Annotated in this window: 22 protein-coding genes; 16 read left to right on the top strand and 6 right to left on the bottom strand. The window is 58.8% G+C overall.

Annotation, left to right across the window (positions count from 1 at the left end):
* Positions 1 to 259: 259 nt before the first annotated feature.
* Together atpD and QY316_10040 are read left to right on the top strand one after the other, a co-directional pair.
* A complete protein-coding gene (gene atpD, locus QY316_10035; GenBank protein ID WKZ32242.1) occupies positions 260 to 1,729 on the top strand; it encodes a F0F1 ATP synthase subunit beta in 1,470 nt (489 codons plus the stop codon).
* Positions 1,730 to 1,768: 39 nt separating this feature from the next.
* Complete coding sequence (locus tag QY316_10040; GenBank protein WKZ32243.1) at positions 1,769 to 2,167, top strand: F0F1 ATP synthase subunit epsilon; 399 nt, start codon at positions 1,769 to 1,771, stop codon at positions 2,165 to 2,167.
* Positions 2,168 to 2,268: 101 nt separating this feature from the next.
* Here the strand turns inward: QY316_10040 and QY316_10045 are convergent, their stop codons facing one another.
* From QY316_10045 to QY316_10060, 4 genes are all read right to left on the bottom strand, one after another.
* A complete protein-coding gene (locus tag QY316_10045; GenBank protein ID WKZ32244.1) occupies positions 2,269 to 2,853 on the bottom strand; it encodes an MXAN_5187 C-terminal domain-containing protein in 585 nt (194 codons plus the stop codon).
* Positions 2,854 to 2,923: 70 nt separating this feature from the next.
* The gene (locus QY316_10050) at positions 2,924 to 3,910 is read right to left on the bottom strand and encodes an ethylbenzene dehydrogenase-related protein (protein ID WKZ32245.1); all 987 of its coding nucleotides are present in this window, start codon (positions 3,908 to 3,910) and stop codon (positions 2,924 to 2,926) included.
* A 16-nt stretch (positions 3,911 to 3,926) separates the two neighbouring features.
* Complete coding sequence (locus QY316_10055; protein ID WKZ32246.1) at positions 3,927 to 6,119, bottom strand: methyl-accepting chemotaxis protein; 2,193 nt, start codon at positions 6,117 to 6,119, stop codon at positions 3,927 to 3,929.
* 278 nt (positions 6,120 to 6,397) lie between these two features.
* Positions 6,398 to 6,673 carry a hypothetical protein gene (locus QY316_10060; GenBank protein ID WKZ32247.1) on the bottom strand — a complete coding sequence of 92 codons (276 nt, stop codon included), beginning with the start codon at positions 6,671 to 6,673 and terminating at the stop codon, positions 6,398 to 6,400.
* Positions 6,674 to 7,269: 596 nt separating this feature from the next.
* On the opposite strand from QY316_10060, the gene trpE reads away from it, so the two are divergent.
* The 11 genes from trpE (at position 7,270) to QY316_10115 (ending at position 19,974) form a co-directional block, all read left to right on the top strand.
* Positions 7,270 to 8,775, top strand: a complete 1,506-nt coding sequence (trpE, locus tag QY316_10065; protein ID WKZ32248.1) for an anthranilate synthase component I — start codon at positions 7,270 to 7,272, stop codon at positions 8,773 to 8,775.
* 2 nt (positions 8,776 to 8,777) lie between these two features.
* On the top strand, positions 8,778 to 9,371 hold the full coding sequence (pabA, locus tag QY316_10070; protein ID WKZ32249.1) for an aminodeoxychorismate/anthranilate synthase component II: 594 nt from the start codon (positions 8,778 to 8,780) through the stop codon (positions 9,369 to 9,371).
* Positions 9,364 to 10,371, top strand: coding sequence for an anthranilate phosphoribosyltransferase (gene trpD, locus QY316_10075; GenBank protein ID WKZ32250.1), 1,008 nt, complete (start codon positions 9,364 to 9,366; stop codon positions 10,369 to 10,371). Before pabA ends, trpD begins: the two co-directional genes overlap by 8 nt.
* Complete coding sequence (gene trpC / locus QY316_10080; protein ID WKZ32251.1) at positions 10,368 to 11,192, top strand: indole-3-glycerol phosphate synthase TrpC; 825 nt, start codon at positions 10,368 to 10,370, stop codon at positions 11,190 to 11,192. The genes trpD and trpC overlap by 4 nt, the downstream gene beginning before the upstream one ends.
* A complete protein-coding gene (locus QY316_10085) occupies positions 11,146 to 11,769 on the top strand; it encodes a phosphoribosylanthranilate isomerase (protein ID WKZ32252.1) in 624 nt (207 codons plus the stop codon). Before trpC ends, QY316_10085 begins: the two co-directional genes overlap by 47 nt.
* Positions 11,766 to 13,010 (top strand): tryptophan synthase subunit beta, encoded by a 1,245-nt coding sequence (gene trpB, locus QY316_10090; protein ID WKZ32253.1) that lies wholly within the window; start codon positions 11,766 to 11,768, stop codon positions 13,008 to 13,010. The genes QY316_10085 and trpB overlap by 4 nt, the downstream gene beginning before the upstream one ends.
* A gap of 31 nt (positions 13,011 to 13,041) precedes the next feature.
* Entirely contained in the window at positions 13,042 to 13,857 is an 816-nt protein-coding gene (gene trpA / locus QY316_10095) for a tryptophan synthase subunit alpha (protein ID WKZ34114.1), read from the top strand.
* Between the two features lie 168 nt (positions 13,858 to 14,025).
* Positions 14,026 to 14,868: an acetyl-CoA carboxylase, carboxyltransferase subunit beta gene (gene accD, locus QY316_10100; protein WKZ32254.1), complete on the top strand. Its 843-nt coding sequence runs from the start codon at positions 14,026 to 14,028 to the stop codon at positions 14,866 to 14,868.
* A gap of 122 nt (positions 14,869 to 14,990) precedes the next feature.
* Positions 14,991 to 16,319 carry a folylpolyglutamate synthase/dihydrofolate synthase family protein gene (locus QY316_10105; GenBank protein WKZ32255.1) on the top strand — a complete coding sequence of 443 codons (1,329 nt, stop codon included), beginning with the start codon at positions 14,991 to 14,993 and terminating at the stop codon, positions 16,317 to 16,319.
* Between the two features lie 667 nt (positions 16,320 to 16,986).
* Entirely contained in the window at positions 16,987 to 19,146 is a 2,160-nt protein-coding gene (gene lptD, locus QY316_10110) for an LPS assembly protein LptD (protein WKZ32256.1), read from the top strand.
* A 135-nt stretch (positions 19,147 to 19,281) separates the two neighbouring features.
* Positions 19,282 to 19,974 (top strand): response regulator, encoded by a 693-nt coding sequence (locus QY316_10115; GenBank protein ID WKZ32257.1) that lies wholly within the window; start codon positions 19,282 to 19,284, stop codon positions 19,972 to 19,974.
* Positions 19,975 to 20,174: 200 nt separating this feature from the next.
* Here QY316_10115 and folE2 read toward each other — a convergent pair whose 3' ends face one another.
* Both folE2 and queD read right to left on the bottom strand, forming a co-directional pair.
* Complete coding sequence (gene folE2, locus QY316_10120) at positions 20,175 to 20,957, bottom strand: GTP cyclohydrolase FolE2 (GenBank protein WKZ32258.1); 783 nt, start codon at positions 20,955 to 20,957, stop codon at positions 20,175 to 20,177.
* 10 nt (positions 20,958 to 20,967) lie between these two features.
* Positions 20,968 to 21,345 carry a 6-carboxytetrahydropterin synthase QueD gene (gene queD, locus QY316_10125; protein WKZ32259.1) on the bottom strand — a complete coding sequence of 126 codons (378 nt, stop codon included), beginning with the start codon at positions 21,343 to 21,345 and terminating at the stop codon, positions 20,968 to 20,970.
* 100 nt (positions 21,346 to 21,445) lie between these two features.
* Here queD and QY316_10130 point away from each other — a divergent pair, with 100 nt between their 5' ends.
* The 3 genes from QY316_10130 to QY316_10140 are packed head-to-tail and all read left to right on the top strand — an operon-like array spanning position 21,446 to position 24,400.
* Complete coding sequence (locus QY316_10130; GenBank protein ID WKZ32260.1) at positions 21,446 to 22,324, top strand: DUF4350 domain-containing protein; 879 nt, start codon at positions 21,446 to 21,448, stop codon at positions 22,322 to 22,324.
* A 1-nt stretch (position 22,325) separates the two neighbouring features.
* Complete coding sequence (locus QY316_10135) at positions 22,326 to 23,381, top strand: cytochrome c biogenesis protein ResB (GenBank protein ID WKZ32261.1); 1,056 nt, start codon at positions 22,326 to 22,328, stop codon at positions 23,379 to 23,381.
* Positions 23,378 to 24,400, top strand: coding sequence for a sodium:calcium antiporter (locus QY316_10140; protein WKZ32262.1), 1,023 nt, complete (start codon positions 23,378 to 23,380; stop codon positions 24,398 to 24,400). Before QY316_10135 ends, QY316_10140 begins: the two co-directional genes overlap by 4 nt.
* Positions 24,401 to 24,411: the final 11 nt, after the last annotated feature.

Genomic DNA, 24,411 nt, shown 5'->3' on the forward strand with positions numbered 1-24,411 from the left:
CGCGTCGGGTCACTGATTTCAACCCCGGAAACGGGCAACAGGGGAAAGGGCCGAAAGGCCGTTCCAAAACTTTCAAGCAACCAAGGTAACCTCTAAAAATTTGAGATTTTTCCCGCAATCAAGAAAGGCCGGGAATAAAAAGCGGAACATATTATGATAATATGTGAGCATTTTTATTCCCGGACTGACACAGAGTCCGGGGCAAAGATCGATTTTTAGAGATTGCCTCAAAAGATTCCGCAAGGGAGGTCTTCCTCAAATGTCCGAAGTCCAGAGAACAGCAGCCGGCCTGACAGCCGAGGGTGTCGGGAAGGAAAGGAATATCGGCAGGATCACGCAGGTCATCGGCCCGGTGCTCGACATCGAGTTCCCGCCCGGCAGGCTCCCGGCCATAAATAACGCCGTGAGGGTCACCAACAAGAGCATCAGCAATGATGAATGGAACCTCGTTACCGAAGTCGCCCAGCACCTCGGTGAAAACACGGTAAGGTGCATAGCCATGGACGCGAGCGAAGGCCTCGTAAGGGGCACCGAGGCCTGGGACACCGGCGCCGCCATAACCGTCCCGGTCGGCAAGCCCGTCCTCGGGCGCATAATAAACGTCATCGGCGAGCCGGTCGACGAGCTCGGCCCCATAGCGAGCGAGAAGAAGTACGGCATACACCGCCCTGCCCCGACCTTCGAGCAGCAGTCGACCAAGATGGAGGTCTTCGAGACCGGCATCAAGGTCGTCGACCTCCTCACCCCCTACCTTAAGGGCGGCAAGATCGGCCTCTTCGGCGGCGCGGGCGTTGGGAAGACCGTGCTCATCATGGAGCTCATCAACAACGTCGCCATGCAGCACGGCGGGTTCTCGGTCTTCGGCGGAGTCGGCGAGAGGACAAGGGAAGGAAACGACCTCTGGGAGGAGATGAAGGAGTCTGGCGTTCTCGGGAAGACCGCCCTCGTCTACGGGCAGATGAACGAGCCCCCTGGAGCGAGGGCAAGGGTCGCTCTCACGGCGCTCACGATGGCCGAGTACTTCAGGGACGAGGAGAACCAGGACGTCCTCCTCTTCATAGACAACATATTCAGGTTCGTGCAGGCCAACTCGGAAGTCTCCGCGCTCCTGGGCCGCATACCCTCGGCCGTCGGATACCAGCCGACGCTCGGCACCGACGTGGGCGGCCTCCAGGAGAGGATCACCTCGACGCTCAACGGCTCCATCACCTCGGTGCAGGCCATATACGTGCCGGCGGACGACCTGACCGACCCGGCCCCTGCGACGACTTTCGCGCACCTTGACGCAACCACCGTTCTTTCGAGGCAGATAGCCGAGCTCGGCATCTATCCTGCCGTGGACCCGCTGGACTCCACCTCGAGGATCCTCGACCCGCAGATAGTCGGCGACGAGCATTACTCCACCGCAAGGCGGGTGCAGGCGATACTCCAGAAGTACAAGGACCTACAGGACATCATCGCCATCCTCGGCATGGACGAGCTCTCGGAAGAGGACAAGCTCGTGGTCGCCCGCGCGAGGAAGATACAGAGGTTCCTCTCGCAGCCTTTCTTCGTGGCCGAGCAGTTCACCGGAACGCCCGGCAAGTACGTAAGCGTGAAGGACACCATCAAGGGCTTCAACATGATAGCCAACGGCGAGCTTGACGACATCCCGGAGCAGGCCTTCTACATGGTCGGCACCATAGAAGAGGCGCTGGAGAAGGCCGAGAAGATACGGGCGAGCGTCTAACCCAAGGGCAGGACAATGGCGGAAAATACTACAACCTTTTTGCTCGAAATAGTAACACCCCAGAGGAAGCTCCTCTCAATGGAGGTCGAGGAAACGACCGCCCCCGGACAGGAAGGCGAGTTCGGGGTGCTCGCGGGGCATACCCCGTTCCTCACGGTATTGAAGCCCGGCGAGGTGGCCTTCAAGAAAGGCGCTGAATCAGGCGTGCTCGCCGTGGGGAGGGGCTACGCGGAGGTGCTGCCCGGGAAGACCACCATACTGGTCGACACTGCTGCAAGGGAATCCGAGATCGACGTTGAGGCCGCCAGGAAGGAAGCCCAAGAGGCTTCCGCGGTCCTCGGCTCCCTGAGCCAGGATGACGCGGCCTATGCGCAGGCCCAGGACAGGCTCGAGTACGCGCAAGCCAGGCTCAGGGTAAAGGAAAAGGGCAGGGCTTAGGATACGGAAATACAGGATTAAAAAGGAAGGCGGGCCAAGAGCCCGCCTTTTTTGTTGGAAGCAACAACTACTTATGACAGGGAAGACACTGCTTTTCCCGCCTACTTCTTCGGCACGATCGTAAGCTTCGCCTTCCCGTCCTTCACATAGACCCTGACGTCCACGTTGCTCGTCTTGTACTGCTCCTCCACCTTCTTCTTGTACTGCTCTATAGTCTTTTTGAGGCTCTCGACGGTTATGCCCTCCACCGGCTCGCGGCACTCCTTTCTCGCCTCTATGTACCTCTTGTAGATGTCCTCGAAGCCGCCGTCCGACGGCGCGGGGCCTTTTGCGCCGGCCTTTTGCGCCTGCACAGGCTGACTGGACGGGGCAGGCCGTCCCGCCTCGGCAGCCACCTGCCCCGGCGCGCCCTCGGCCTTCCTGACGTAAGTCCCCTCCTCTATTGCGCGGAGCACCCTGTCCCAGTGCTGCCTGTATGAATTGTACCTGGCGACGATCGAATTGAGCTTGAACTTTGTCGAGGTATTGTTTATGGTCCTGCCGTTCAGGGAGAGTATCGTTTTTTCGATGTCGTTCCTGAGCTTTGACGGCTCGCGCTTCAATACCCTGGCAAAGTACTGCTCGTACTCGACCTTGAGCCGGATGATCTTCCCGTCCAGTATCTCTATGTCCTCTCTATCGCCCATATGCCTCTGAGTCTAACAGATTACCTGATGCAAGGCCGGGAAGTATGTGATTTGCGTCCGGGCCTTTTCTTCAGTCCTTGAGCCTTATTGCCTGTATATCGCCGCCCGAGCCGATTCCTATCGAGACCGGCAGGGAGACGTAATGCCTCCTCTCCCTTGTCCCGTCCTCGTGGATTGCGATGGCGATGGTAAAGACATCGCCTTCGGAGACTGCCATGTCATATTTGCCTGCCCGGCCCATAGGCTTCTTGAAAACCGCCGTGTACGCGCCCTCCGACCAGTATCCCGAGCCTTCGAAAGCAGGCCTCTCTTCCCATGCCTTTTCATCATAGACCCATCCGTCGGCGGCCCTGGCGAGCCCCTTCCCCAGCTCTACCGATTTCAGGTCTATGAGCCCGGCGGCCTTGCTGTCCTCCGCATCGGCTTTCCTTTTGTCCCAGGACGATTTCGCGTGGACGGAATACAGGCTCACCTCGTCCTTGCCCCTGTAGGCCGGATGCTCGCCTATCTCCTTTTTGGAAGGGGCGTGCGGCATGGTTGAAAGGTCGTTATGGCATGTTATGAAGCAGCCGCTCGCCCTGAATAACGGGTCCGACTTATTCGCCTGCACTGATATCCTGTCAGGGGTTTTTGCCGACTTGTCCCATCCGGCGCCGGCTGAGCTCCACCTGAACCTTAGGTAAAGGTGCTCGCCGTCGTACGCGGCCTGGACCTCCGCCGAGATGAAGCCCTTCCTGCCGGCGCCCGGCTCAGGCTCGAAGGGCTTCAAAGACCTCTTCATCTTGAGCGAGCCCGAGGCTATCTCGTCGGCCTTTATGTCGAGCGTCCCGTCCTTTGCGAGATGGCAGTTCCTGCAGTCCTTCCTGCCGGACTTTATCATCCTTGCGCCCAGCCTGTGGTCCTCGCTCACGAGGAATTCCCAGGAGACGACACCCGGGTAGAAGAGGGCGATCTTGGCGGGCTTGACCCCGCGCCAGTCAACGTCCGCGGCCTCCGACGGGGCGGCAAGCACGGCGCCGGAAAGCAACAGCGCCAAAAGGATGACCCTGGCACGCATAAAAACGACCTTTCCGCTACGCCTTGAAGTTCGCAACCGTGCTCTTCAACGCGTCAGCCTCCCTGTTCATCTCCTCGACGGTCCTCTCGAGCCTTGCCGCCAGGGTCGCGTTGTCCTCAGCGGTCTTCTTGATTGTATCTACCGCGTTCACTATCCTTTTCGAGAAGACCATCTGCTCGGAGGTGGCGTCGGCAACCTTCGATATCTTCTCCAGCACCCTGAATATCGCCTCCGCGACCCTCCTCGTCTCCCTGGCCTGCTCCATAGTCGAGGACTTGACCTTCTCCATGAACTCGCGCATCTGGGCCGTGTCCTTCAGGATCTCCTTTGCCGCGTGGGACTGCTCTCCCGCCGCGTTCTTTATGTCGCCGACCATGTGGCTCATCACCTGCACGGCGCTCGCGATCTGGCCCGTGCCCCTGGTCTGCTCTATGGTGGCCTTCTCGATGAGCTTGGCCATCTCGAAGGACCTCCGGGACGAATCGAGTATCTTTATGAGCGCCTCCTGCGCGTTCCTCGAAAGGAGCACCCCGTCCTCGACCTTCTCCGAGCTCCTCCTCATGGACTCGACCGCCACCGAGACCTCGCTCTGGACCTGCGTTATGAGGCCCGCTATCTCCTTGGTGGAAGAGGTAGTCTTGGTGGCAAGCTCCTTAACCTGGCGGGCGACGACAGCGAACCCCTTGCCGTGCTCTCCGGCCTGGGCCGCCAGTATCGTGGCGTTCAACGCAAGGAGGTGGGTCGTGTCCGCTATGTCGTTTATGACGGTAAGTATCTTCCCTATCTCCTTCGACCTCTCGCCGAGGCGGTTAACGACGAGGGCCGTGGAGGCCACCTCCTCGCTCACCTTCTCTATCCCCTCCCTCGTCTTCACGACCGACGCCATGCCGAGGTCCTCGGCGTCCACCCTGACACGTTCCGCGAGCTCGGCCTGGCTCCTCGAATAGGCCTCGACCTCCTTGACGTTCTCTCCTATGTCGATGATGGAGGAGACGACGTCCTCCGTGTTCTTGAAGAGCTCGTCAACGTGGGAGGCCACCTGGTTTATGGAGACCGCTATCTCGTTTATCGACGACGTGGTCGACGAGCCGGAGATGAAGAGCTTCTCTATGTTGACCTTAACGTCCTCGACCGAGCCTGACATGGTGCGGACCGACTCCGAGACCTCGCTAGAGGAGCTACGGAGCGCCTCGGCCTCCTCCGCGACCGTCTTTATCGACGCGTCCATCTCCTGTATGGAGGCGGACGTGTCCTCGGCGGCCTGGAGCTGTTTTTTCGCAGCGTCTATTATCTTTTCCGAGGACGCCCCGATCTGCCGGGAAGCTGCCGAGACCTCCCTGGAGATGCCGAAGATGTCGCTGACCATTACCTGCATGCCCTCGACGAACTTATTGAACCACCTGCCCAAAAGACCTATCTCGTCGTTCGAGCTTATCTCGAGCCTCTTCGTAAGGTCGCCCTTGCCCTCGGCTATCGCCTTGAGCATGACGACCGCCCGGTCGATGGGGCGTGTGATGACGCCGGTCACGAGGAAACTGAGCGTCACGGCTATGGCGCTCATGGTCAGCAGGCCGTAGAATATCCACTTGTTCCTCGCCCCGTCGAGGATGCCGTACATCTCGTCAAGCGAGGTGGTTATCATGAGTACACCCCTCGCCGCCTCCTCGTGCTCGTGGCATGAGGAGCATTTGGGCCTGTACTCTATTGGCCGGAGATAAGTGAAAAGGCTTCTGTCCCCCTCGCTCTCGATGTACCAGGCCGCCTCTTTCTGCCCCTCGTTGAAGGCCTGGAGGACCTCCTTGAAATCGGGGTTGTTTATGCCCTTGGCGATGTTATTTAGCTTATTGGGGTGGTCGACGAGCCACTCGGGCTTTATCTCCCCGAATTCGGCCTTGACCGCCTCGAGGGTCTTGAAATCCTGGAAGGCCTCCTCTACGCCGTTAGACCTTATGAGCTGGACCCGCTCAACGCCCTTGATGGTCTTCAGGCCCTCTATGAGGAAGCGCGGCATGTCCGCGCGCTCGTCGAGCATGTCCTTGTAAATCGTGTGGAGTATGGGCTGGGCCATGAGTTCGCTCGCGTTGAAGCGCTCTCTCAAGAGGCTCTTCTCCTCCTCGTTTATGACGAGATAGATGAGCGCCCCGAAGCCGATGAGGGTGAGCCCGATGGTAAGGGTCAGTATCTTGGATTTCAAGCCCTGCCGGAACATCGCATTACCCCTGGAATGTCTCGGCGCAAGCCGGAAGAAAGGTCAGCAAAAACGCGGTACGGCGAAATGGATGAAAGGTCGTTCTCCGCAAGGAAAAACGGCTTGCACGTTTGAAGGTATTATAAGATTTCAGGGCGCGGAATTCTATCGAAATGGGACTGTCCCCGTCATGAGGTTATCCCGGGCCGGTCCCGGGCGCATGCCCGCCGTCAGGCTGCGTTCCATCATATCGGACGATGACGGTGTTACTTTAGCTGGAATGGCCAGGCTGAAGGGCGTTATCTCCTGGCCTTTTTAGGCGCAGGCCTTGACCTCAGCACCTCTATTTCCATCCTCCTCGCGTCAAGCTCGGCTGTAAGGGCCGTGACCCTCGACTTCGTGTCCCCGAGCTCCTTCTGGAGATAGGCGACCTCGGCCTGGAGCGCGCCCTTTTCCCCGTCGAGTTCCGAGATGCGGGCCTTGAGGTTCTCGTTCTCCTTCTTTATCGACTGCCCGCAGCCCGAAATTACAAGCAATGCCGCCAGCGCGGTCCCCAGGTAAAGAACTCTTCTCATCCCCCAGTCCTGCAACTCCCTTCAATGCCGGATTGCGCGATTGTACGAAAAAGCCCGGAGAGCTGTCAAGGCCCAAAAAAGGTCCTCGCCGGACGGGCAATTGCGCCTGGTCGCTTTCATGGGAGCTGTCGGCAGCACATCTGATACAAGCATTTGGTTCTATCAACAAAAAAAGAGCAAAAAACCCTGCAATATGGTATTCTTACGGCTGTCACCGGCGGTTTCGAAGCCGGGTGAAAAACGAGGCAACCTCTAAAAATTAGAGATTTTTCCCGCTTTTCCCGGAAGGCCGGGAATAAAAAGCGGAGCATATATGGCAATATGTGAGCATTTTTATTCCCGTAACTACACAGAATCCGGGGAAAAGATCGAGTTTTCAGTAGCTTGCTGAAAAACTCTATTTTTATTCAGGCTGCTCAAAAAGCTCCAGATGCGAGGCCCCGTTGGAATAGGGGTGCGAGGAATGAGGCGTACTTTATCGTGTACGCCTTCGTAGCCAGCGACGTAGCCTTCGAAGCAGATGGACTTTTTCAGCAGCCTGCCAGAGGTTGCCATAATTGACTATGCTACATATACTGTGATATTGTAGGTTGCTTATGAGAAGGCCCATCCACTGCCCTTCCCCCGAAGTATTCAAGGAATTAGCCAAAACGCGCAATATTGTGCCCGTCGTGAGGGAGATCCTCGCGGACACCGACACGCCTGTCTCCGCCTTCATGAAGATAGACGGAGGCGGCGACGCGTTCCTCCTCGAAAGCGTCGAGGGCGGCGAGAAATGGGGCAGGTACAGCATCCTCGGCAACTCACCCAGGAAAGTCGTACGGGGCTCGGGGAGAAAGCTTGAAGTAATCGAGAACGGAAGAACAAAAATACTTGAAGGCAACCCGCTAGACATCATACGGGAGATGATGTCCGCGTACGACCCGGCTGAGGTCGAGGGCGCGCCCAGGTTTTCGGGCGGCGCGATCGGCTACATGGGCTACGACATAGTCCGCCATATAGAGGTCCTCCCGGATTCAACCCCCAAGGAGCTCGGCCTCGACGACATATACCTCATATTCACCGATACCTTCCTCGTCTTCGACAACGTCGAGCACAGGATAAAGATAGTCTCGAACGCATACATGAACGAGGGAGACGACCCTGACAAGGCCTACAAAGACTGCGTTGAGAAAATTGACGCGCTGGTCCGGAAGATGAGGGGGCCGGCGCCTGGGACTTCCGTCATAAGAGAAACCGACGCGATATTGAACGAGGGGCGCAGGCTTGAGACCGTCTCGAACTTCAAGAGGGAGGAGTTCCTCCGGGCGGTAGAGCGCATAAAGGAGTACATCGTCGAGGGCGACATATTCCAGGCTGTCATATCGCAGAGGTTCTCCGCGCCGCTCGCCTGCGACCCGTTCGAGATATACCGGGCGTTGAGGGTCATAAACCCCTCCCCCTACATGTTCTTCCTGAGGCTCGGGGAAGCCACCCTCGTCGGGTCCTCTCCGGAGATACTCGTCAGGGTCGACGGCGGGAGCGTGAACGTAAAGCCCATAGCAGGCACGCGGAAACGCGGCAGGGACGAGGGCGAGGACACATCGCTCGAAAAGGACCTCCTTTCAGACCCCAAGGAACTCTCGGAGCACATCATGCTCGTGGACCTCGGGAGAAACGACGTGGGCAGGGTCGCACGGGCCGGGACTGTCGAGGTGGACGAGCTGATGGCGATCGAGAGGTACTCGCATGTCATGCACATCGTCTCCAACGTAAAGGGCGAGCTCGTAAAAGGCATGGGCCCGTTCGACGCATTAAAGGCCTGCTTCCCCGCGGGCACCCTCACCGGCGCGCCCAAGGTGCGGGCAATGGAGATAATTGAGGAGCTCGAGCCCTCGAAGAGGGAGGTCTACGGCGGCTGCGTAGGGTACTTCGGCTTCTCAGGAAACATGGACATGTGCATAGCCATACGGACGCTCGTCATATCAGGGGGCCGCATACACATGCAGGCCGGGGCTGGCGTGGTAGCCGACTCGGTCCCCGAAAAGGAGTTCGAGGAGACCGAGAACAAGGCAAAAGGCATGCTCAAGGCCGTCGAGATGGCAATGGAAGGGCTTTTCTGAATATGATACTCATGATAGACAACTACGATTCCTTCACCTTCAACCTTGTCCAGTATTTCATGGAGCTCGGCGAGGACGTCCTGGTAAGAAGGAACGACGCCATAAAGGTCTCGGACATCGAGAAGCTCGCGCCCGGCGCGATAGTCGTCTCTCCGGGGCCGTGCGACCCGCCCAGGGCCGGCATTTCGGTCGAGGCCATAAAGGTTTTTGCAGGGAAGATACCCATACTCGGGGTATGCCTCGGCCACCAGGCTATTGGCTACGCCTTCGGCGGGGAGATCGTAAAGGCACCGCGCCTCATGCACGGCAAGACCTCGATGATATACCACGACGGGAAGACCGTATTCGAGGGCATCCCGAACCCGTTCGAGGCAAACCGCTACCATTCGCTCATCGTAAGGAAGGAAAGCCTGCCCGAATGCCTCGAGATAAGCGCCTGGACCGAGATGGACGAGATAATGGGCCTCCGGCACAAAGAGCTTCCGATAGAGGGCGTCCAGTTCCACCCGGAATCGATACTCACGAAGGCCGGGAAGGATATTTTGAGGAACTTCCTCAGGACGTACCGGGCCCGGGAGGCGAGAAGCAATGATTAAGGAAGCCCTTGGGAAGGTCATAAAAGGAACGGACCTGAGCGAGTCCGAGATGTCCGGGGTCATGAACGAGGTCATGACCGGCGCGGCGAGCCCTGCCCAGATAGGGGCGTTCCTCACCGCGCTCAGGATGAAGGGCGAGACCGTCGACGAGATAACCGGCGCCGCCAGGGTCATGCGCGAGAAGGCCACGAGGATAGACGCGCCCGAGGGCGCCGTCGATACCTGCGGCACGGGCGGGGACGAGTCCATGACCTTCAACATCTCGACCGCCGCCGCGCTCGTAGCCTCCGCTGCGGGCGTAACCATAGCCAAGCACGGGAACCGCTCCGTATCGTCCAGGTGCGGGAGCGCTGACGTGCTCCGCGCCCTCGGCGTAAACATAGAGGCCGAGTGCGCGAGGGTCGAGGAGTGCATACGCGAGGCCGGAATAGGCTTCCTCTTCGCGCCCATGCTCCACGGCGCCATGAAATACGCGGCCCCGGTAAGGAGGGAGATAGGCATAAGGAGCGTATTCAACATCCTCGGCCCGCTCACGAACCCGGCTGGCTCCAAGAGGCAGGTAATAGGGGTCTACGACCCGGCGCTCACGGACACGCTCGCAAAGGTGCTCTTTAACCTGGGCTCAATCCGCGCCTTCATCGTCCGGGGCGAGGACGGCCTGGACGAGATAACGCTTGCCGCCGAGACGAAGATAACGGAGCTTAAGGACGGCTCCATCCATACCTATCACCTCAAGCCCGAGGACCTGGGCTTCGAGAGGTGCGCGCCCGGGGACCTTAAGGGCGGCGGGCCTGACGAGAACGCCGATATCATACTCAACGTCCTCCGGGGAGGAAAAGGCCCTGCAAGGGACATCGTAATACTGAACGCGGCCGCCGCGATAACCGCGGCAGGCTCCGTACCTGGCTTTAGAGAGGGCGTTGCCGCCGCAAGGGGCGCCATAGATTCGGGCAAGGCCCTCGAGAAGCTCGAAAAGCTAAAGGAAATATCCAACAGATGATACTCGACGACATACTTCAAAACAAAAGACTGGAGATAGAGAAGGCCAAGGCCGAGTTCCCCATTGACGGCATAATGGACAAGCTCACCAAGGTGCCCAGGCCCAAGGACTTCGAGAGGGCCGTCGCCTACAGGGGCGGCGCGGACCGCATACGGATAATAGCCGAGATAAAGAGGGGCTCCCCTTCCAAGGGGATGATACGGGAATACTTCGTGCCTGCCGAGATAGCGCGCGGATACATAGAAGGCGGCGCAGCGGCCATCTCGGTCATAACCGACGAGAAGTTCTTCATGGGTAAGCTAGAATACCTCACGGCCTTGAGAGGCAACATAAGGCTTCCGCTACTCCGGAAGGACTTCATCATAGACGAATACCAGGTCTATGAATCGAGGGTATCCGGGGCCGACGCGCTCCTCCTCATCGTCGCGGCGCTCCCGAAGGACGAGCTTAAGAGGCTCCTCGGCCTTACCTGCTCGCTCGGCATGTCCGCCCTTGTAGAGGTGCACGACGAAAAGGAACTTGAGACGGCTTTGGACTCGGGCGCCAGGATAATAGGCGTAAACAACAGGGACTTGAAGACCTTCAAGACCGACCTTGAGACGACTGAGAGGCTCGCCCCTTACGTGCCGAAGGACAGGGTCCTCGTAAGCGAGAGCGGCATAAACACGCACGATGACATACTGAGGCTCAGGGAATGCGGGGTCGAGGCCTTCCTCATCGGAGAGGCGCTCATGAGGGAGGAGAACTTCAGAAGGAAGCTGAGGGAACTTAGAGGTGTCAAAGAGTATACGGGTAAAGATATGTGGAATCACAAACCTTGAGGACGCGCTCAAGGCCGCCGAGCTCGGGGCCGATTCGCTTGGCTTCATCTTCTACAAGAAGAGCCCGAGGCACATAAGCCCGAGGACGGCAGGGCTCATAATAAGGGAGCTGCCGCCTTTCGTGACCCCTGTCGGCGTCTTCGTGGACGAGGAGCTTTCAAGGGCTGCCGCGACCGTTGCCGAGACGGGAATATGCACGGCGCAGCTACACGGCAACGAGACGCCGGAGTACTGCGAACGGCTCGGCATAAAGGTAATAAAGGCCATAAGGGTCAGGGACATGGCCGACATAAACAGGCTCAGGCCCTACAGCGTCTCGGCCTACCTCCTCGACACCTTCAAGGAGGGGGTCCACGGCGGCACAGGCGAGACCTTCGACTGGGACATAGCAGTGGAGGCAAAGGCGCTCGGGCGCATCGTACTCTCAGGCGGCCTGAACCCGGAAAACGTGAAAGAGGCCGTGGAGAAGGTCAGGCCATACGCGGTGGACGCCTGCTCCGGCGTGGAGATGAAGGACAGGCCGGGCAGGAAGGACCACGCAAAGCTTAAGGAATTCATGGAGCGGGTAAGAGGATGAGAAAAACAGGCAAGGGCAGCAGGGCTTCGGCGCAAAATGGTTCACGACCCGGCAGGGTACCGGACAGGCTCGGCCACTTCGGCATCTACGGCGGAAGATACATCTCCGAGACCCTTATGCCCGCCGTGGTGGAGCTCGAAGAGGCCTATCTAAAGTGGAAGAAAGACCCGGAGTTCAAGAAGGAATTCGCCTACTACCTCGGCGAGTACGTCGGAAGGCCGACCCCGTTATACTACGCGGAGAGGCTCACGAAGAAGGCCGGCGGCGCCGACATATTCCTTAAAAGGGAGGACCTCTGCCACACCGGCGCGCACAAGATAAACAACACCATCGGCCAGATACTCCTCGCGAAGAGAATGGGGAAGAAACGCGTCATTGCGGAAACCGGCGCGGGCCAGCACGGGGTGGCGACCGCCACGGTCGCGGCGATGTTCGGCCTCGAATGCGAGATATACATGGGAGAGGACGACATAAAAAGGCAGCTCCCCAACGTCTTCAGGATGAAGCTCCTGGGCGCGAAGGTGACCCCCGTGACCTCGGGCAGCAGGACGCTTAAAGACGCCATGAACGAGGCGCTCCGTGACTGGGTAACGAACGTCTACAATACCTTTTACATAATAGGGACTGTCGCGGGGCCGCACCCCTACCCCATGCTCGTCAGGGACTTCCAGTCGATAATAGGCGTTGAGGCGAGAAAGCAGATGCGGGAGATGACCGGCGGGCTTCCCGAGCTGCTTGTTGCCTGCGTGGGCGGCGGCAGCAACGCCATAGGCCTTTTCCACGCATTCCTCGAAGACAGGAAAGTCAGGATGGCGGGGGTCGAGGCCGGGGGCGAGGGCTTGAGGACCGGCAGGCACGCGGCATCGATAAACGGCGGAAGGGTCGGCGTGCTCCACGGCAACAAGACCTATCTCCTGCAGGACAATTACGGCCAGATAATAGACACCCACTCCATATCGGCAGGTCTCGACTACCCCGGCGTAGGCCCGGAGCACGCGTACCTCAACGATACGGGCAGGGTCGGGTATACTACCATCACCGATAAAGAGGCGCTCGAAGGCTTCAAGGCGCTTACGCTCTCAGAGGGCATCATACCCGCGCTCGAAAGCTCCCATGCGGTCGCGTATGCCATGAAGGCGGCAAGGGAGATGAAGAAGGGCTCGAAGATAATAGTCTGCCTCTCGGGGAGGGGCGATAAGGACCTGAATACCGTATCGAAGGCCTTCAATTTCGAGATATGATATGCCCATGCATACACCAAGAGGGGTCGAGATGGCCGTAAAGGGAAAAAACAGGATAGAATCACTATTCGAGAGGCTCAGGGCGGACGGGAGAAAGGCGCTGATCACATTCGTCACAGCCGGCGACCCTGACCTCGCGACCTCGAAAAAAATCGTCCGGGAGCTTGAGAGTGCCGGGGCAGACCTCATAGAGCTCGGCATCCCCTTCTCCGACCCAATGGCGGACGGCCCGACGATACAGGCCTCGTCGGAGCGCGCTCTCAAGAAGGATGTCCATATCGATGAAGTGCTGGGACTCGTCCGCGAGATAAGGAAAGGAAGCGAAATACCGATCGTCCTCTTCGGCTACTATAATCCGGTCTTCAGCTACGGCCTTAAGAGGTTCGCGAAGGAAATCCGCGCCGCCGGGGCAGACGGGGTCCTCATAGTGGACCTCCCCGCAGAGGAGGCCGACGAGCTCAAAGCTGAGCTCGACAGGAACTCCGTGGACCTCATATTCCTCCTTACGCCCACGAGCGACGAGAGGAGGATGCGGCTTGTGGCCTCGAAGGCGTCGGGGTTCATATACTTCGTAAGCGTCACGGGGGTCACCGGCGCTCGGAAGAGCGTCTCTGCTGACATCCCCGCTTATGTGAGGCGCTTAAGGAAATTCACGAAGCTTCCGATAGGAGTGGGCTTCGGCATCTCGACGCCAAAGCAGGCGCGCGAGGTCTGCAAAAGCGCGGACGCGGCTGTAGTCGGGAGCGCGATCGTAAACATAATCGCGGGCATGAAGGGCTCGAAAAAGCGCATGGGCGAGCTTGGGGCTTTTGTCTCGGGGCTTAAAAAAGGCATAAGCAGGCCTTAAATAACGGCATAGAGGCAACCTCGTTTTGAGATCTTTCCCGCAATCAAGGAAGGCCGTAATCAAAAGCGGAGCATACATGATAACAAGCGTGCATTTTTATTCTTGTAACCGCAAAGAGTCCGGGGAAAAGACCAATTTTCAGAGGTTGCCTTCAAGACCGGAGGAAATATGATCTGGTTCAAGAAAGACCTCTTCACGAACGGGGAAGAGAGCAAAAGCGTCAAGGTCCCTTTCGGGCTTTGGGTGAAATGCGACCACTGCGGCGAGATAATCTACAAGAAAGAGGTAGAGCGCAACCTCGACGTCTGCCCCAAGTGCGACTACCACTTCCGCATCTCCGCAAAGGCCAGGATAGAGATAACCTTCGACGAGGGGACATTCCGCGAGTTCGACCAGGCAATGGAGCCGGTGGACGCCCTGGAGTTCAGGGACGTAAAGAAGTACAAGGACAGACTCAAGTCGGCGCAGAGGGAGACCGGGCTCAAGGACGCGATGGTCTCCGGCGAGGGCCTCATAGGCGGCGAGCGGGCTACCGCCGCTGTCTTCGAGTTCTCGTACATGGGCGGCTCGATGGGGTCGGTAGTGGGCGAGAAGATCGCCCGCGCGGTGGAGAGGGCGGTCGAAAGCCGCTCCGGCGTGGTCATATTCTCGTCGTCCGGAGGGGCCAGGATGCAGGAGTCGATACTTTCGCTCATGCAGATGGCCAAGACCTCGGCTGCGCTCGCGAAGCTCCGCGAATCAGGGCTCCCCTACATATCGGTCCTCACCGACCCAACGATGGGCGGCGTCTCGGCGAGCTTCGCCATGCTCGGCGACGTGATAATCGCCGAGCCCAGGGCTCTCATCGGCTTCGCGGGCCCCAGGGTCATAGCCGAAACAATTAGGCAGAAGCTCCCTGAAGGCTTCCAGAGGTCCGAGTATCTCCTCGAGCACGGCATTATCGACATGATAGTCGAAAGGAAGCTCATGAAGGAGACGATCTCGAAGCTCCTTTCCATGCTCAAGGGCTGAATCCCGCCAACATGTTGCTGAAAAATTCATGAACATATGCAGGCTGCTCAAAAAGCTCAAAATGCAAGTAGTCGAAAAATAAGGAATGAGGCATACTTTTTTGTACGCCTCATTGACGAATTTTGAAGACGACACAGCAGATTGGGCTTTTCGAGCGGCATGCCGACCCGGCCCTCAGATTCCTCTATGGCCTCGAGAAGCACGGCATAAAACCCGGCCTCGGGAGAATAAATAAAATAGTCTCGCTCCTCGGAGGCCCCCAGAAGAGCTTCCCTGTCGTTCACGTGGCCGGCACCAACGGCAAGGGTTCCACGTCCGCCATCATAGCATCCATACTCCAGGAAGCCGGCCTCCGGACAGGCCTTTACACCTCGCCCCACCTCGAAAAGTTCAATGAGAGAATACGCGTCTCCGGGAAGATGATAACCGGACCGGAGCTCATCCGCGCGGTCAAGGCCGTCAGGTCGGCGGCGAGGAAGATGGCCGGCAGCTCCCCCCTCACTTTCTTCGAGTTCACGACCGCGATGGCGTTCCTGCATTTCAGGGAAAAGAAGGTCGATATGGCGGTAATCGAGACCGGCATGGGCGGGAGGTTCGACGCGACGAACGTAGTCACCCCGGAAGTGTCCGTGATAACAAACATAGGCATGGACCATACGCGCTTTCTCGGCAAAAGCCTCGAAGACATAGCCTTTGAAAAGGCGGGGATAATAAAACCAGGAACGCCTGTGGTAACGGGAGAGGGCAGAAAGGGCCCCCTCTCCGTAATAAGGAAGACCGCAAAACGCCTGTCCGCGCCGCTCCATGTAATCGACAAGGATTTCAGCGCCACAGGCGGGCCGCGCTCATTCGCTTACGATGGAGTCAACAGCCGCCTTGTAAGCCTGAAGCTCGGGCTCCTGGGCCCCCACCAGGTAAGGAACGCGGCGTGCGCGCTCGCGGCAATAGAGGTGCTCAGGGGAAAGGGCTTCGAAATCCCGGCAAAGGCTGCAAGGGAAGGACTTAAAAAAGCCGCCTGGCCGGGCAGGTTCGAGATCATCTCAAGAAGGCCCCTGGTCGTGCTCGACGGCGCGCACAACCCGGCCGGCGCAAGGACGCTCGCCCTTGCACTTGAGGGCCTTGGGAAAAAACCCGTGCTTGTGCTTGGCGTAATGGCGGACAAGGACATGGACGGCATACTCAGGGAGATCCTCCCCTCGTGTGGGACGGTAATCGCTACGAGCCCGAGGAACGAGCGCTCCGAGAACGCCTTTGCGCTGGCTGAAAAAATAAAACGGCTCGGGAAAGATGCAGTCGCAAGGGAAAGCGTAAAAGAGGCCGTTAAAGAGGCCGTCCTGAGGGCAGGCACGCACGGCGCGGTCTGCGTGACAGGCTCGCTCTTCACGGTCGGAGAGGCAAGGGGTTATCTGAGGAGGGCCGTCCTGCTTAAAAGGTACATCCTTTTTATTTAAATCAAATTAAACTTATCGCCGATGACTTTTCCGCGCTTCCGCGCGGTTTCGAGGGTAAGGCTCGCTCGCTTGCCCCCTCCCCCACCCCGTGAACACACAAAAGCGAGCAGAGACCCCGGAGCTTTTTCGGGGTCGAGCGAGCGGATGCAAATCCGGAAATCTTCCTCTTGTGTCGGAGATTCCCGGCGTTACGCCGGGAAATCTTCAACGGGCCCCTGAAGTCGCTCCGCTCCTGACTTCCTCGGCCCGTTCACGCTCATCCTCCCTTATGCTACGCTCACCTTACCCTCCGGGGTTTGTTTAATGACAAAAACCACCATTACTGCTCCTGTTTTTGCTTTTCAAAACAACCCAGGGGCATAAGGCGTTGCGAGCATAAGGCTGGGGGAAGGGCGAGCGAGGCGAGGAAGCAGGAGCTCGGCCCCAAGGGGCCGAGCGACATAAGGGCCGAGCTCGGAGGATGGAGGCGGAGAGCGAGCCGAGCCTTATGCCCAAAAAAAGCGCGGCAGCGCGCAAAAGGCCTTTTTCCAAAAGAAAATATATAGACCTCGGTTTTTTACCTTTAAGAGACACCGAGCACAAGGTGGCCAGCTTTGCCTTGTAAAAACCCCCTTCATGTGCTAATTTTTTTCGCTAATCCGCATCTACTCCCCAAGGCAAGGAAACGGTGGCGACCGCAATAAGACCCTTACTGATAACGCTCCTCCTTTTTTCTTTTGCGCTCGCCGGGGCCGCATACGCCCAGGAGGAGAGGCCCCACGGCGAGCTCTTCAGCCCTGACATGCCTGTCGAGATAACGGCGGACTCGATAACCTACGACAGGGCCGCGGACAGGTATCACGCCTCGGGGAACGTCGAGATAGCCCAGGAGGGCATCTCCGTCAGGGCGGATACCGCGATACTCGACATGGCGGCGGGGGTCGGAACCGTCTCGGGCAACATAAGGGCGGTTGACGAGGGCGGGAGCGCCCTCACGGGCAACACCCTCCAGTTCAACATAAGGGACAAGACCGCCGTGCTCGCGAACGGCAGGCTCTTCTACCGCGAGGGCAACGTCCACCTTACCGCGGACTCCATCAGGAAGACCGGCCCGGAGTCCTACGCGGCGGAGCGCGTGACCTACACAACCTGCGACTGCCCACCGGAGGAAGACCCGGACTGGAGCTTCGCGGCCACCTCGGCGCGCGTAACGGTGGGCCGGTACCTTACAGGCTGGAACGCGAGGTTCTACATAAAAGGCGTCCCTGTCCTCTACTCGCCCTATATATCAATCCCTATAAAGCGCGAAAGGCAGTCGGGCTTCCTCCAGCCAAGGCCCGGCTTTTCGGAATTGAGGGGCTTCATCCTCGACACCTCCTATTTCTGGGCCATTGCCAGGAACCAGGACGCCACCTTCTACCTCGACGTGGAGTCGAGGCGCGGCCTCGGCAAAGGCGCCGAATACAGGTATATCCGCACCCGGAAGAGCTCCGGCGAGATATTCCTCTACCAGTTCCAGGAAAAAAGCATAGAGAGGGCCAGGGAATTCAGGCAGGACGTTGACAACCTTTCAAGGCCGGAGGAGGCTACCGACAACAGGTGGAGGCTCAGGCTCGTGCACAGGGAGCTTTTCGAGAGCGGCCTGAACCTCCGCGCAAACCTGAACCTCGTAAGCGACGACGAGTACTTCATAGACTTCGGAAGGGGCCAGGAAGAGCGCTCGCTGGAGGCGCTGGAAAGCAACCTTTCCGCCAGCTTCAACCGTGGCAACTGGAGCCTCGTGGGCCAGGCGAGGTTTTTCGACAACCTCCTTGACGCGGAAGACGACGAAACGCTCCAGAGACTCCCGGAAATAACGCTCGCGAGCACGGCGGAGAGGATATCCGGCACCCCCTTGTACTTCTCCAGCCAGTCCTCTTACGTGAACTTCTGGAGGGAGGAGGGCCTACGGGGGCAGAGGCTCGATTTCCGGCCCCGGCTATCCATGCCCATAAGGCCGGGCGGCTATTTCGATTTCCTGCTCTCTGCGGGCCCTGCGGCGACCCTCTGGTTCGTGGAGCGGCACCCCGAGAAAGACCGCTTCGACAGGTTCACATACGACGTTACCGCCGAGCTGACCACTACATTCGTCCGGGTCTTCAGGGCCGAAGAGCCCGGCGTTACCGCCCTCAGGCATACTCTGAGGCCCGGGATCGCTTACGTCTACGCGCCAGACATCTTTCAGGACGACCTTCCCAGCTTCGACGACCTCGACAGGATATCGGCCGCTAACAGCATAAGCTATTCCCTGAACTCCACGCTCACCGGAAGGAGCGGCGAGGGCGACGGGGCGGTCTATTTCGAGTACCTCTACCTCGACCTCAGGCAGAGCTACAACTTCCACGAGGCTGAAAGGGAGCTTGCAGGGCCGGGCGACAAGAAGAGGCCCTTTTCCGACGTCACGGGCGAGCTGATCTTGAGGCCCCTGCCGCTCGTGACCGGTGTGGCCAAGGGCACGCTCGACGTATACGAGAGCCACTTCACCGCCTACGAGGTCTCGGTGACCGCATCCGACAGGAGGGGCGACAGCCTTGCCGTATCCCACAGGTTCGTAAAGGACGGTGCCAACTACCTTGAAGGGTCGCTCCGGGCGCGGCTCCCAAAGGGGATCGACTTCACCTTCCTCAAGAGGTTCTCCTTCGACGAGCGGAGGTCCCTTGAGACATCCTACGGGATCGAGTACTTCCAGCAGTGCTGGAGCGCAACCCTCACCTACACGGAACGGCTCGAGGAGAAGATGGTATACCTGACCTTCAACCTGCTGGGCCTCGGCAGGGTCGCGGGCGTGCAGGGGAGGCTCGAACATTAACGAACCATTGACACCCGGAGCCCTGTTGGGTTAAACTGCTTTTTCAATTGAACTATATACCCTTGGAATTCAAGCCGTTCTGCCAATGCCGGACTTTCTGGTCCCTGGCGGGCGGCAATGGATTGAAAAGTCCTTATGCCTGATACGCAAGTCAACAAAACAGTCGCTGGGAAAGAACCCGTTGAGGTCGCCTGCGCCGGGTGCGGTTCGAGGTTCAGGCTCTGGGTCCCGGTTGAATCTTTTCCTGAATGGGAACAAGGCGTTAACATAAGCTGCGTAAGGTGCGGGGCGCGTTTCCTTGCAAAGAGGGAGGCCGAGGCCTTCGTCATAACGCCGGTTGCCGCCGAGAAGCCGGAACCCAAAGCGCCCGAAGCGCCGAAAAAGGAGGCTTACGAGGCCCCTGAGGAAAGAGCCGAGCCGGAGGCGGGTGTTGAGACTATCCTCCTCATAGAAGACGACCGTATCGCGAGGGAGATGGTGGAAACGGCGCTCTCGGACATCGGCTTCAGGATAGTAAAGGCAAAGAACGCCTCAGAGGCGCTCACGGCAGCCCGGAAGGAGCGGCCTGACCTTATCGTATCCGACCTCTATCTCAAGAACGCGGCCGACCCGTCCTCGGACATGGACGGCGGCGAGCTGCTCCAGAAGATGCAAGACGCCGGGACAGGCGCGCCGGCCATCATAACCACTGGCAAGGAGATATTCGACGACCTGCTCCTCGACCCCAGGTGGTTCGACCTCAAGGTAAAGGGCTTCATACAGAAAGGGAACCCGTTCTGGGTGGAGGAGCTTAAGCTAAAGGTAAAGGAAGTCCTCTACAAGGGATAAACGGCGATTGCAGAAAGATGAAACGGCCCGGGGGCGACCCGGGCCGTTTTGATTTCAGGCGGGACCTCTGAAAATTCAGGATTCTTCCCGCAATTCAAGGAAGGCCGGGAATGAAAAGCGGAGCATCATGGCAATATGTGAGCATTTTAATTCCTGTAACTACCCGGAGCCCGGGAAAATATCATTTTAGCGGTCGCCTTTCAGAGCTTCTTTTCAAGGAAGGCGTAGGCGCTGTGGTTGTGGATGGATTCCCAGTTCTCGGCCTCCACCCTGAACCACTTGAGCTTCTTCAGCTTCCCGAGGTTTATGGCCACTTCCCTTACCACGTCCTCAACGAACATGGGGTTGTCATAGGCCCTCTCGGTCACGTACTTCTCATCCGGCCTCTTCAAGAGCGAGTAGACCGGGCTCGATGCCGACCTTTCGACCGCCGCTATTATGTCCTCGAGCCAGACGAACCCCTTGAAGCGGACCCCGACCTTGACCTTGCCCCTCTGGTTGTGCGCGCCCCTCTCGCTTATCTCTTTCGAGCAGGGGCAAAGGGTCGAGACCGGCACCTCGACCTCGAGCATGAAATCCCTTTCGGCCCCGAGCACCCCGAGATACCTGCACCTGTATTCCATCATGCCCCTGGATTTCGAAACCGGCGCGCTCTTCTCGATGAAATAGGGGAACTCGACCTCCAGGTGGGCGGTTGAAGCCGATAGCTTCACCTTCATCTTCTCCAGTATCTGCGGGAAGTTCTTTACCGTGAGCTCGCCCCTGTGCTCGTTAAGTATCTCGACGAACCTCGACATGTGCGTGCCCTTGAACTGGTGCGGGAGGTCGACGTACATGCTTATGGTAGCCACCGTGTGCTGGAATTTGTTCTTCCTGTCGAGCACCACGATAGGGTAGCGGATGTCCTTCACACCCACCTTGTCGATGGGTATCTGCCTGTAGTCCGGCTCGGCCTGGACGTCCCTCAGTTTCTTAACCGGCATCCGGCCCCTCCTATTCATAATAAGCAGCAGCCGCGCTCTCGGATTCCCATACCCTGACCTTCGAGACCTTCACGGCGCCGAAGCCGCCGCCTTCGAGGGCCGCCGATACCTCCTTGAAAATATGCCTTGCGATGTTCTCGGCAGTCGCGTTCTCCTTGTCGAACGGCGGCACCTCGTTCAGGTACTTGTGGTCGAGCCGGTCGATTACGCCCCTCGCCTTTTCCTTGAGCGACTTGAAATCGACTACCATGCCGAGGCCGTCGAGACTCCCGGAGCGCACCTCCACCTCCACCTTCCAGTTGTGGCCGTGGAGGTTCTCGCAGGCCCCCTGGTAGCCCCTCAGGTTGTGAGCGGACGAAAACCAGGAAATTATCAAAAGCTCGTACATCCCCTCAGTTTATCATATCCGGACGCCTTGAAATCAAGTGGAATTCCAGCCCCCTTTCTTTTCCTTGACACGCCCATGCCGCAACCGCTATCCTGAACCGGTGAGACCGACGGCAACCTTTTTACGCGCTTCAAGGGCGATCAGGACGGCCCTCCTGTCGATATCCGTCCTGGCCCTGGCAGCCGCCATCCCGCTCTTTTCAGCGGATAATGCCCAGGCCAGGGCCGAAAGGGCTCTTTTTGACGCCGCGGGCCAGCCTGCCGGGCCGGGCCTCACGGCAAAGGCACGGAAAACTGTATTCGACCTCTCTCATTCCGAGATATTCTCGCCCGTAAGGGCGGGAGAGCTGGATTATTCCTCTTTCTATTCGCTCATAAGGGACAGCGGCACGGGGGCCGAGGTCGGGGTGAACGAGGGGCCGGTTACCGCTGAATCGCTCGAAGGGGTCGGGACCTATATAATAGCCGGTCCGGCCCGCGGTTTTTCGCCCGGTGAGTCAGCGGCGCTCAAGGGGTTCGTCGAGCGGGGCGGGAACCTACTGGTGCTCCTCCACATCTCCCCTCCTGTCGCGTCGCTTACGCACGAGTTCGGCATCATAGTCTCGAACTTCGTCGTATGCGAGAGGTCCGGCCTGATAGGCGGGAAGCCTCAGGATTTTCTGGTCACCAGATTCGCGGCGCACCCGGTTACATCCGGGCTCAAGGGGATAGCCGTATACGGCACTTGGGGGCTTCTGCCGGTGAACGGGGCCTCTCCGGTCGCGATGACCTCCGGGGCCGCGTGGGCCGACCTTGATAGAAATAGGGAATTCAGGGAAGGCGAGCCGGTAGAGGAGTTCGCTATCATAGCCGTGCGCGAGCTCGGGGCAGGCAAGGTCGTGGTCGTGGCCGACGACGCGCCCTTTCAGAACCGCTTCATAAACGACGCGGACAACAGGAAGCTCGCCGAAAACATAATCAGGTGGTTCAAGCAGCGGTAATATGAGAAGCGTCTGGAAATTTTTTTCATCTGTCTACCTAACCATATTCCTTGCCGTCATTATCTGCGCCATTTCGGCCTGGGGCTCGATGGTCGTCGTAAGGAACCAGCGTTTCTTCAGCGCGCTCGACCACGAGGTGCTTTTCCCCTTCCTCCTTTCCCTGAAAACGGAATACATCGGGCTTACGCTCTGGGTCTGGGCCCTCATATTCCTTACGGCCGTCTTCGCCGTGAACACGGTCGTATGCACGGCTGACAAGGCCTGGTCCGTCATCCGGACGAGGAAGCCCTGGCAGGCCCTTTTCCCCCACATAGTGCACGTCGGCTTCCTTATCGCGCTCCTCGGGCACCTGGTGGGTAGCGTCTGGGGTTTCAGGAGCTACGGCCATGTGCTCTATAAGGGCGAATCCATCCCTGTCCCATACCAGAGCGGCGTCCAGGTAAGGCTCGACGAGACGGAGATGAGGGCGGGCATAAGGGGCGACCTTGATTACCTCCGGACCAGGCTTACGCTCGTAAACGAGGACGGGAGCGAGGTCGTCACCAAGGACATAGGCCTTAATAACCCCCTCATATGGAAGGGCATAGCCTTTTACCATTTCGACCAGGGGCAGAGCCCGACCGGGCTCGTTTTGGACGCGGGCGGCCGCACTTCCGAGGTCGCCCTGGAGGGCTCCTTCAGCGCCCCTGACGGGAGCACATACAGGCTCGGGAGCGTTTACCCGGATTTCGCGCTCGACGAAAGCGGCAGGCCATTCAGCCGCTCTGGCCTCTTCGCCAACCCGCATATCGAAATAATATCGGCTGGCGGAAGCGTCTACTTCCTCAACATCTCCGAGCCCGGCACGTCCGTTACCGGCGCGCGGCACGCCATAACGCTCAAGGGATACGTGTTCACCCCGTACGTCGTCCTCACCATCAACAAGGACCCGGGCATCGGTTTCATAATAGCCGGCTCGATTGTCCTGGTCGTCGGAATGGTGCTCCTACTCTTTTTCAGGGGCGAACGGGCCGAGCTCGTCCGGCCCAGGCCGGGGGTGGAGGAGAGGGGCGCTTGATACAGGAGCTGCTCTTACTCGTCTTCTGGCTGGTCGTGATAGTCGCGGCGGCCGAGGTGTTCACAAACGCGATAGAGTCGCTCGGGGCCAGGCTCAAGTTCTCAGAAGGCGTCACCGGGAGCATTTTCGCCGCGGTCGGCACGGCGCTCCCCGAGACCATGGTGCCGCTCGTCGCCATATTCGGCGGCGGGAGCGTCCATGTCAGGGAGGAGGTAGGCGTCGGCGCGATACTCGGCGCCCCCTTCATGCTCTCGACCCTCGCCATGTTCCTCATCGGGGCGGCCCTCTGGCAGTTCCAGGGCACGAGGAGGAAGACCAGCCTCACGCCCGAGAGGAGCGGCTTCAGGAGAGACATCGAGTTTTTCCTCTTCGCCTTCACCCTGGCTTTTCTCGTCGCCTTCACCCCGCAGGAATACCGGCTCTTGAGGGTATTCATCGCGGCGGTCCTCGTCATAACGTACTTCTACTACATACTCGAGACCGTAAAGGCCAGCGCCGCGCTTGTCGAGGACGGGCACGCGACCGAGAACTCCAAGCCCCTTTACCTGGGGGTCGTCCTCAAGGACCGCATGTGGGTCATCGTCCTCCAGCTCCTCCTGGCGCTCGGGCTGATAATAGCCGGGGCAAAGGGTTTCGTGCACGGGGTCGAGTATCTTTCAGAGGCGCTCCGAATGCCTGTAATGGCGCTCGCCCTCCTCATAATCCCCGTGGCTACCGAGCTCCCGGAGAAGGTAAACAGCATAATCTGGATAAGGAGGGGCAAGGACACCATGGCCCTCGGGAACATCACCGGGGCCATGGTCTTCCAAGGCACGCTCCTGCCCGCTATCGGAATATTCCTCACGCCCTGGACAGTCAACCTGACGGTCGTAGCTAGCAGCGCCCTCACCATCGCAGCCGGCGTCTGGCTCTACTTCATCGCGATGAGGGTCAAAAGGATAGCCCCCTGGCTCTTCATAGTCAACGGCGCGCTGTACATGGCATTCGTCTACATAGTCCTCGTCATAGCGCGAGCATGAAAAACCCGGCG

It is taken from the genome of Thermodesulfobacteriota bacterium (genome assembly GCA_030583865.1).
Lineage (GTDB): Bacteria > Desulfobacterota > GWC2-55-46 > GWC2-55-46 > GWC2-55-46 > UBA5799.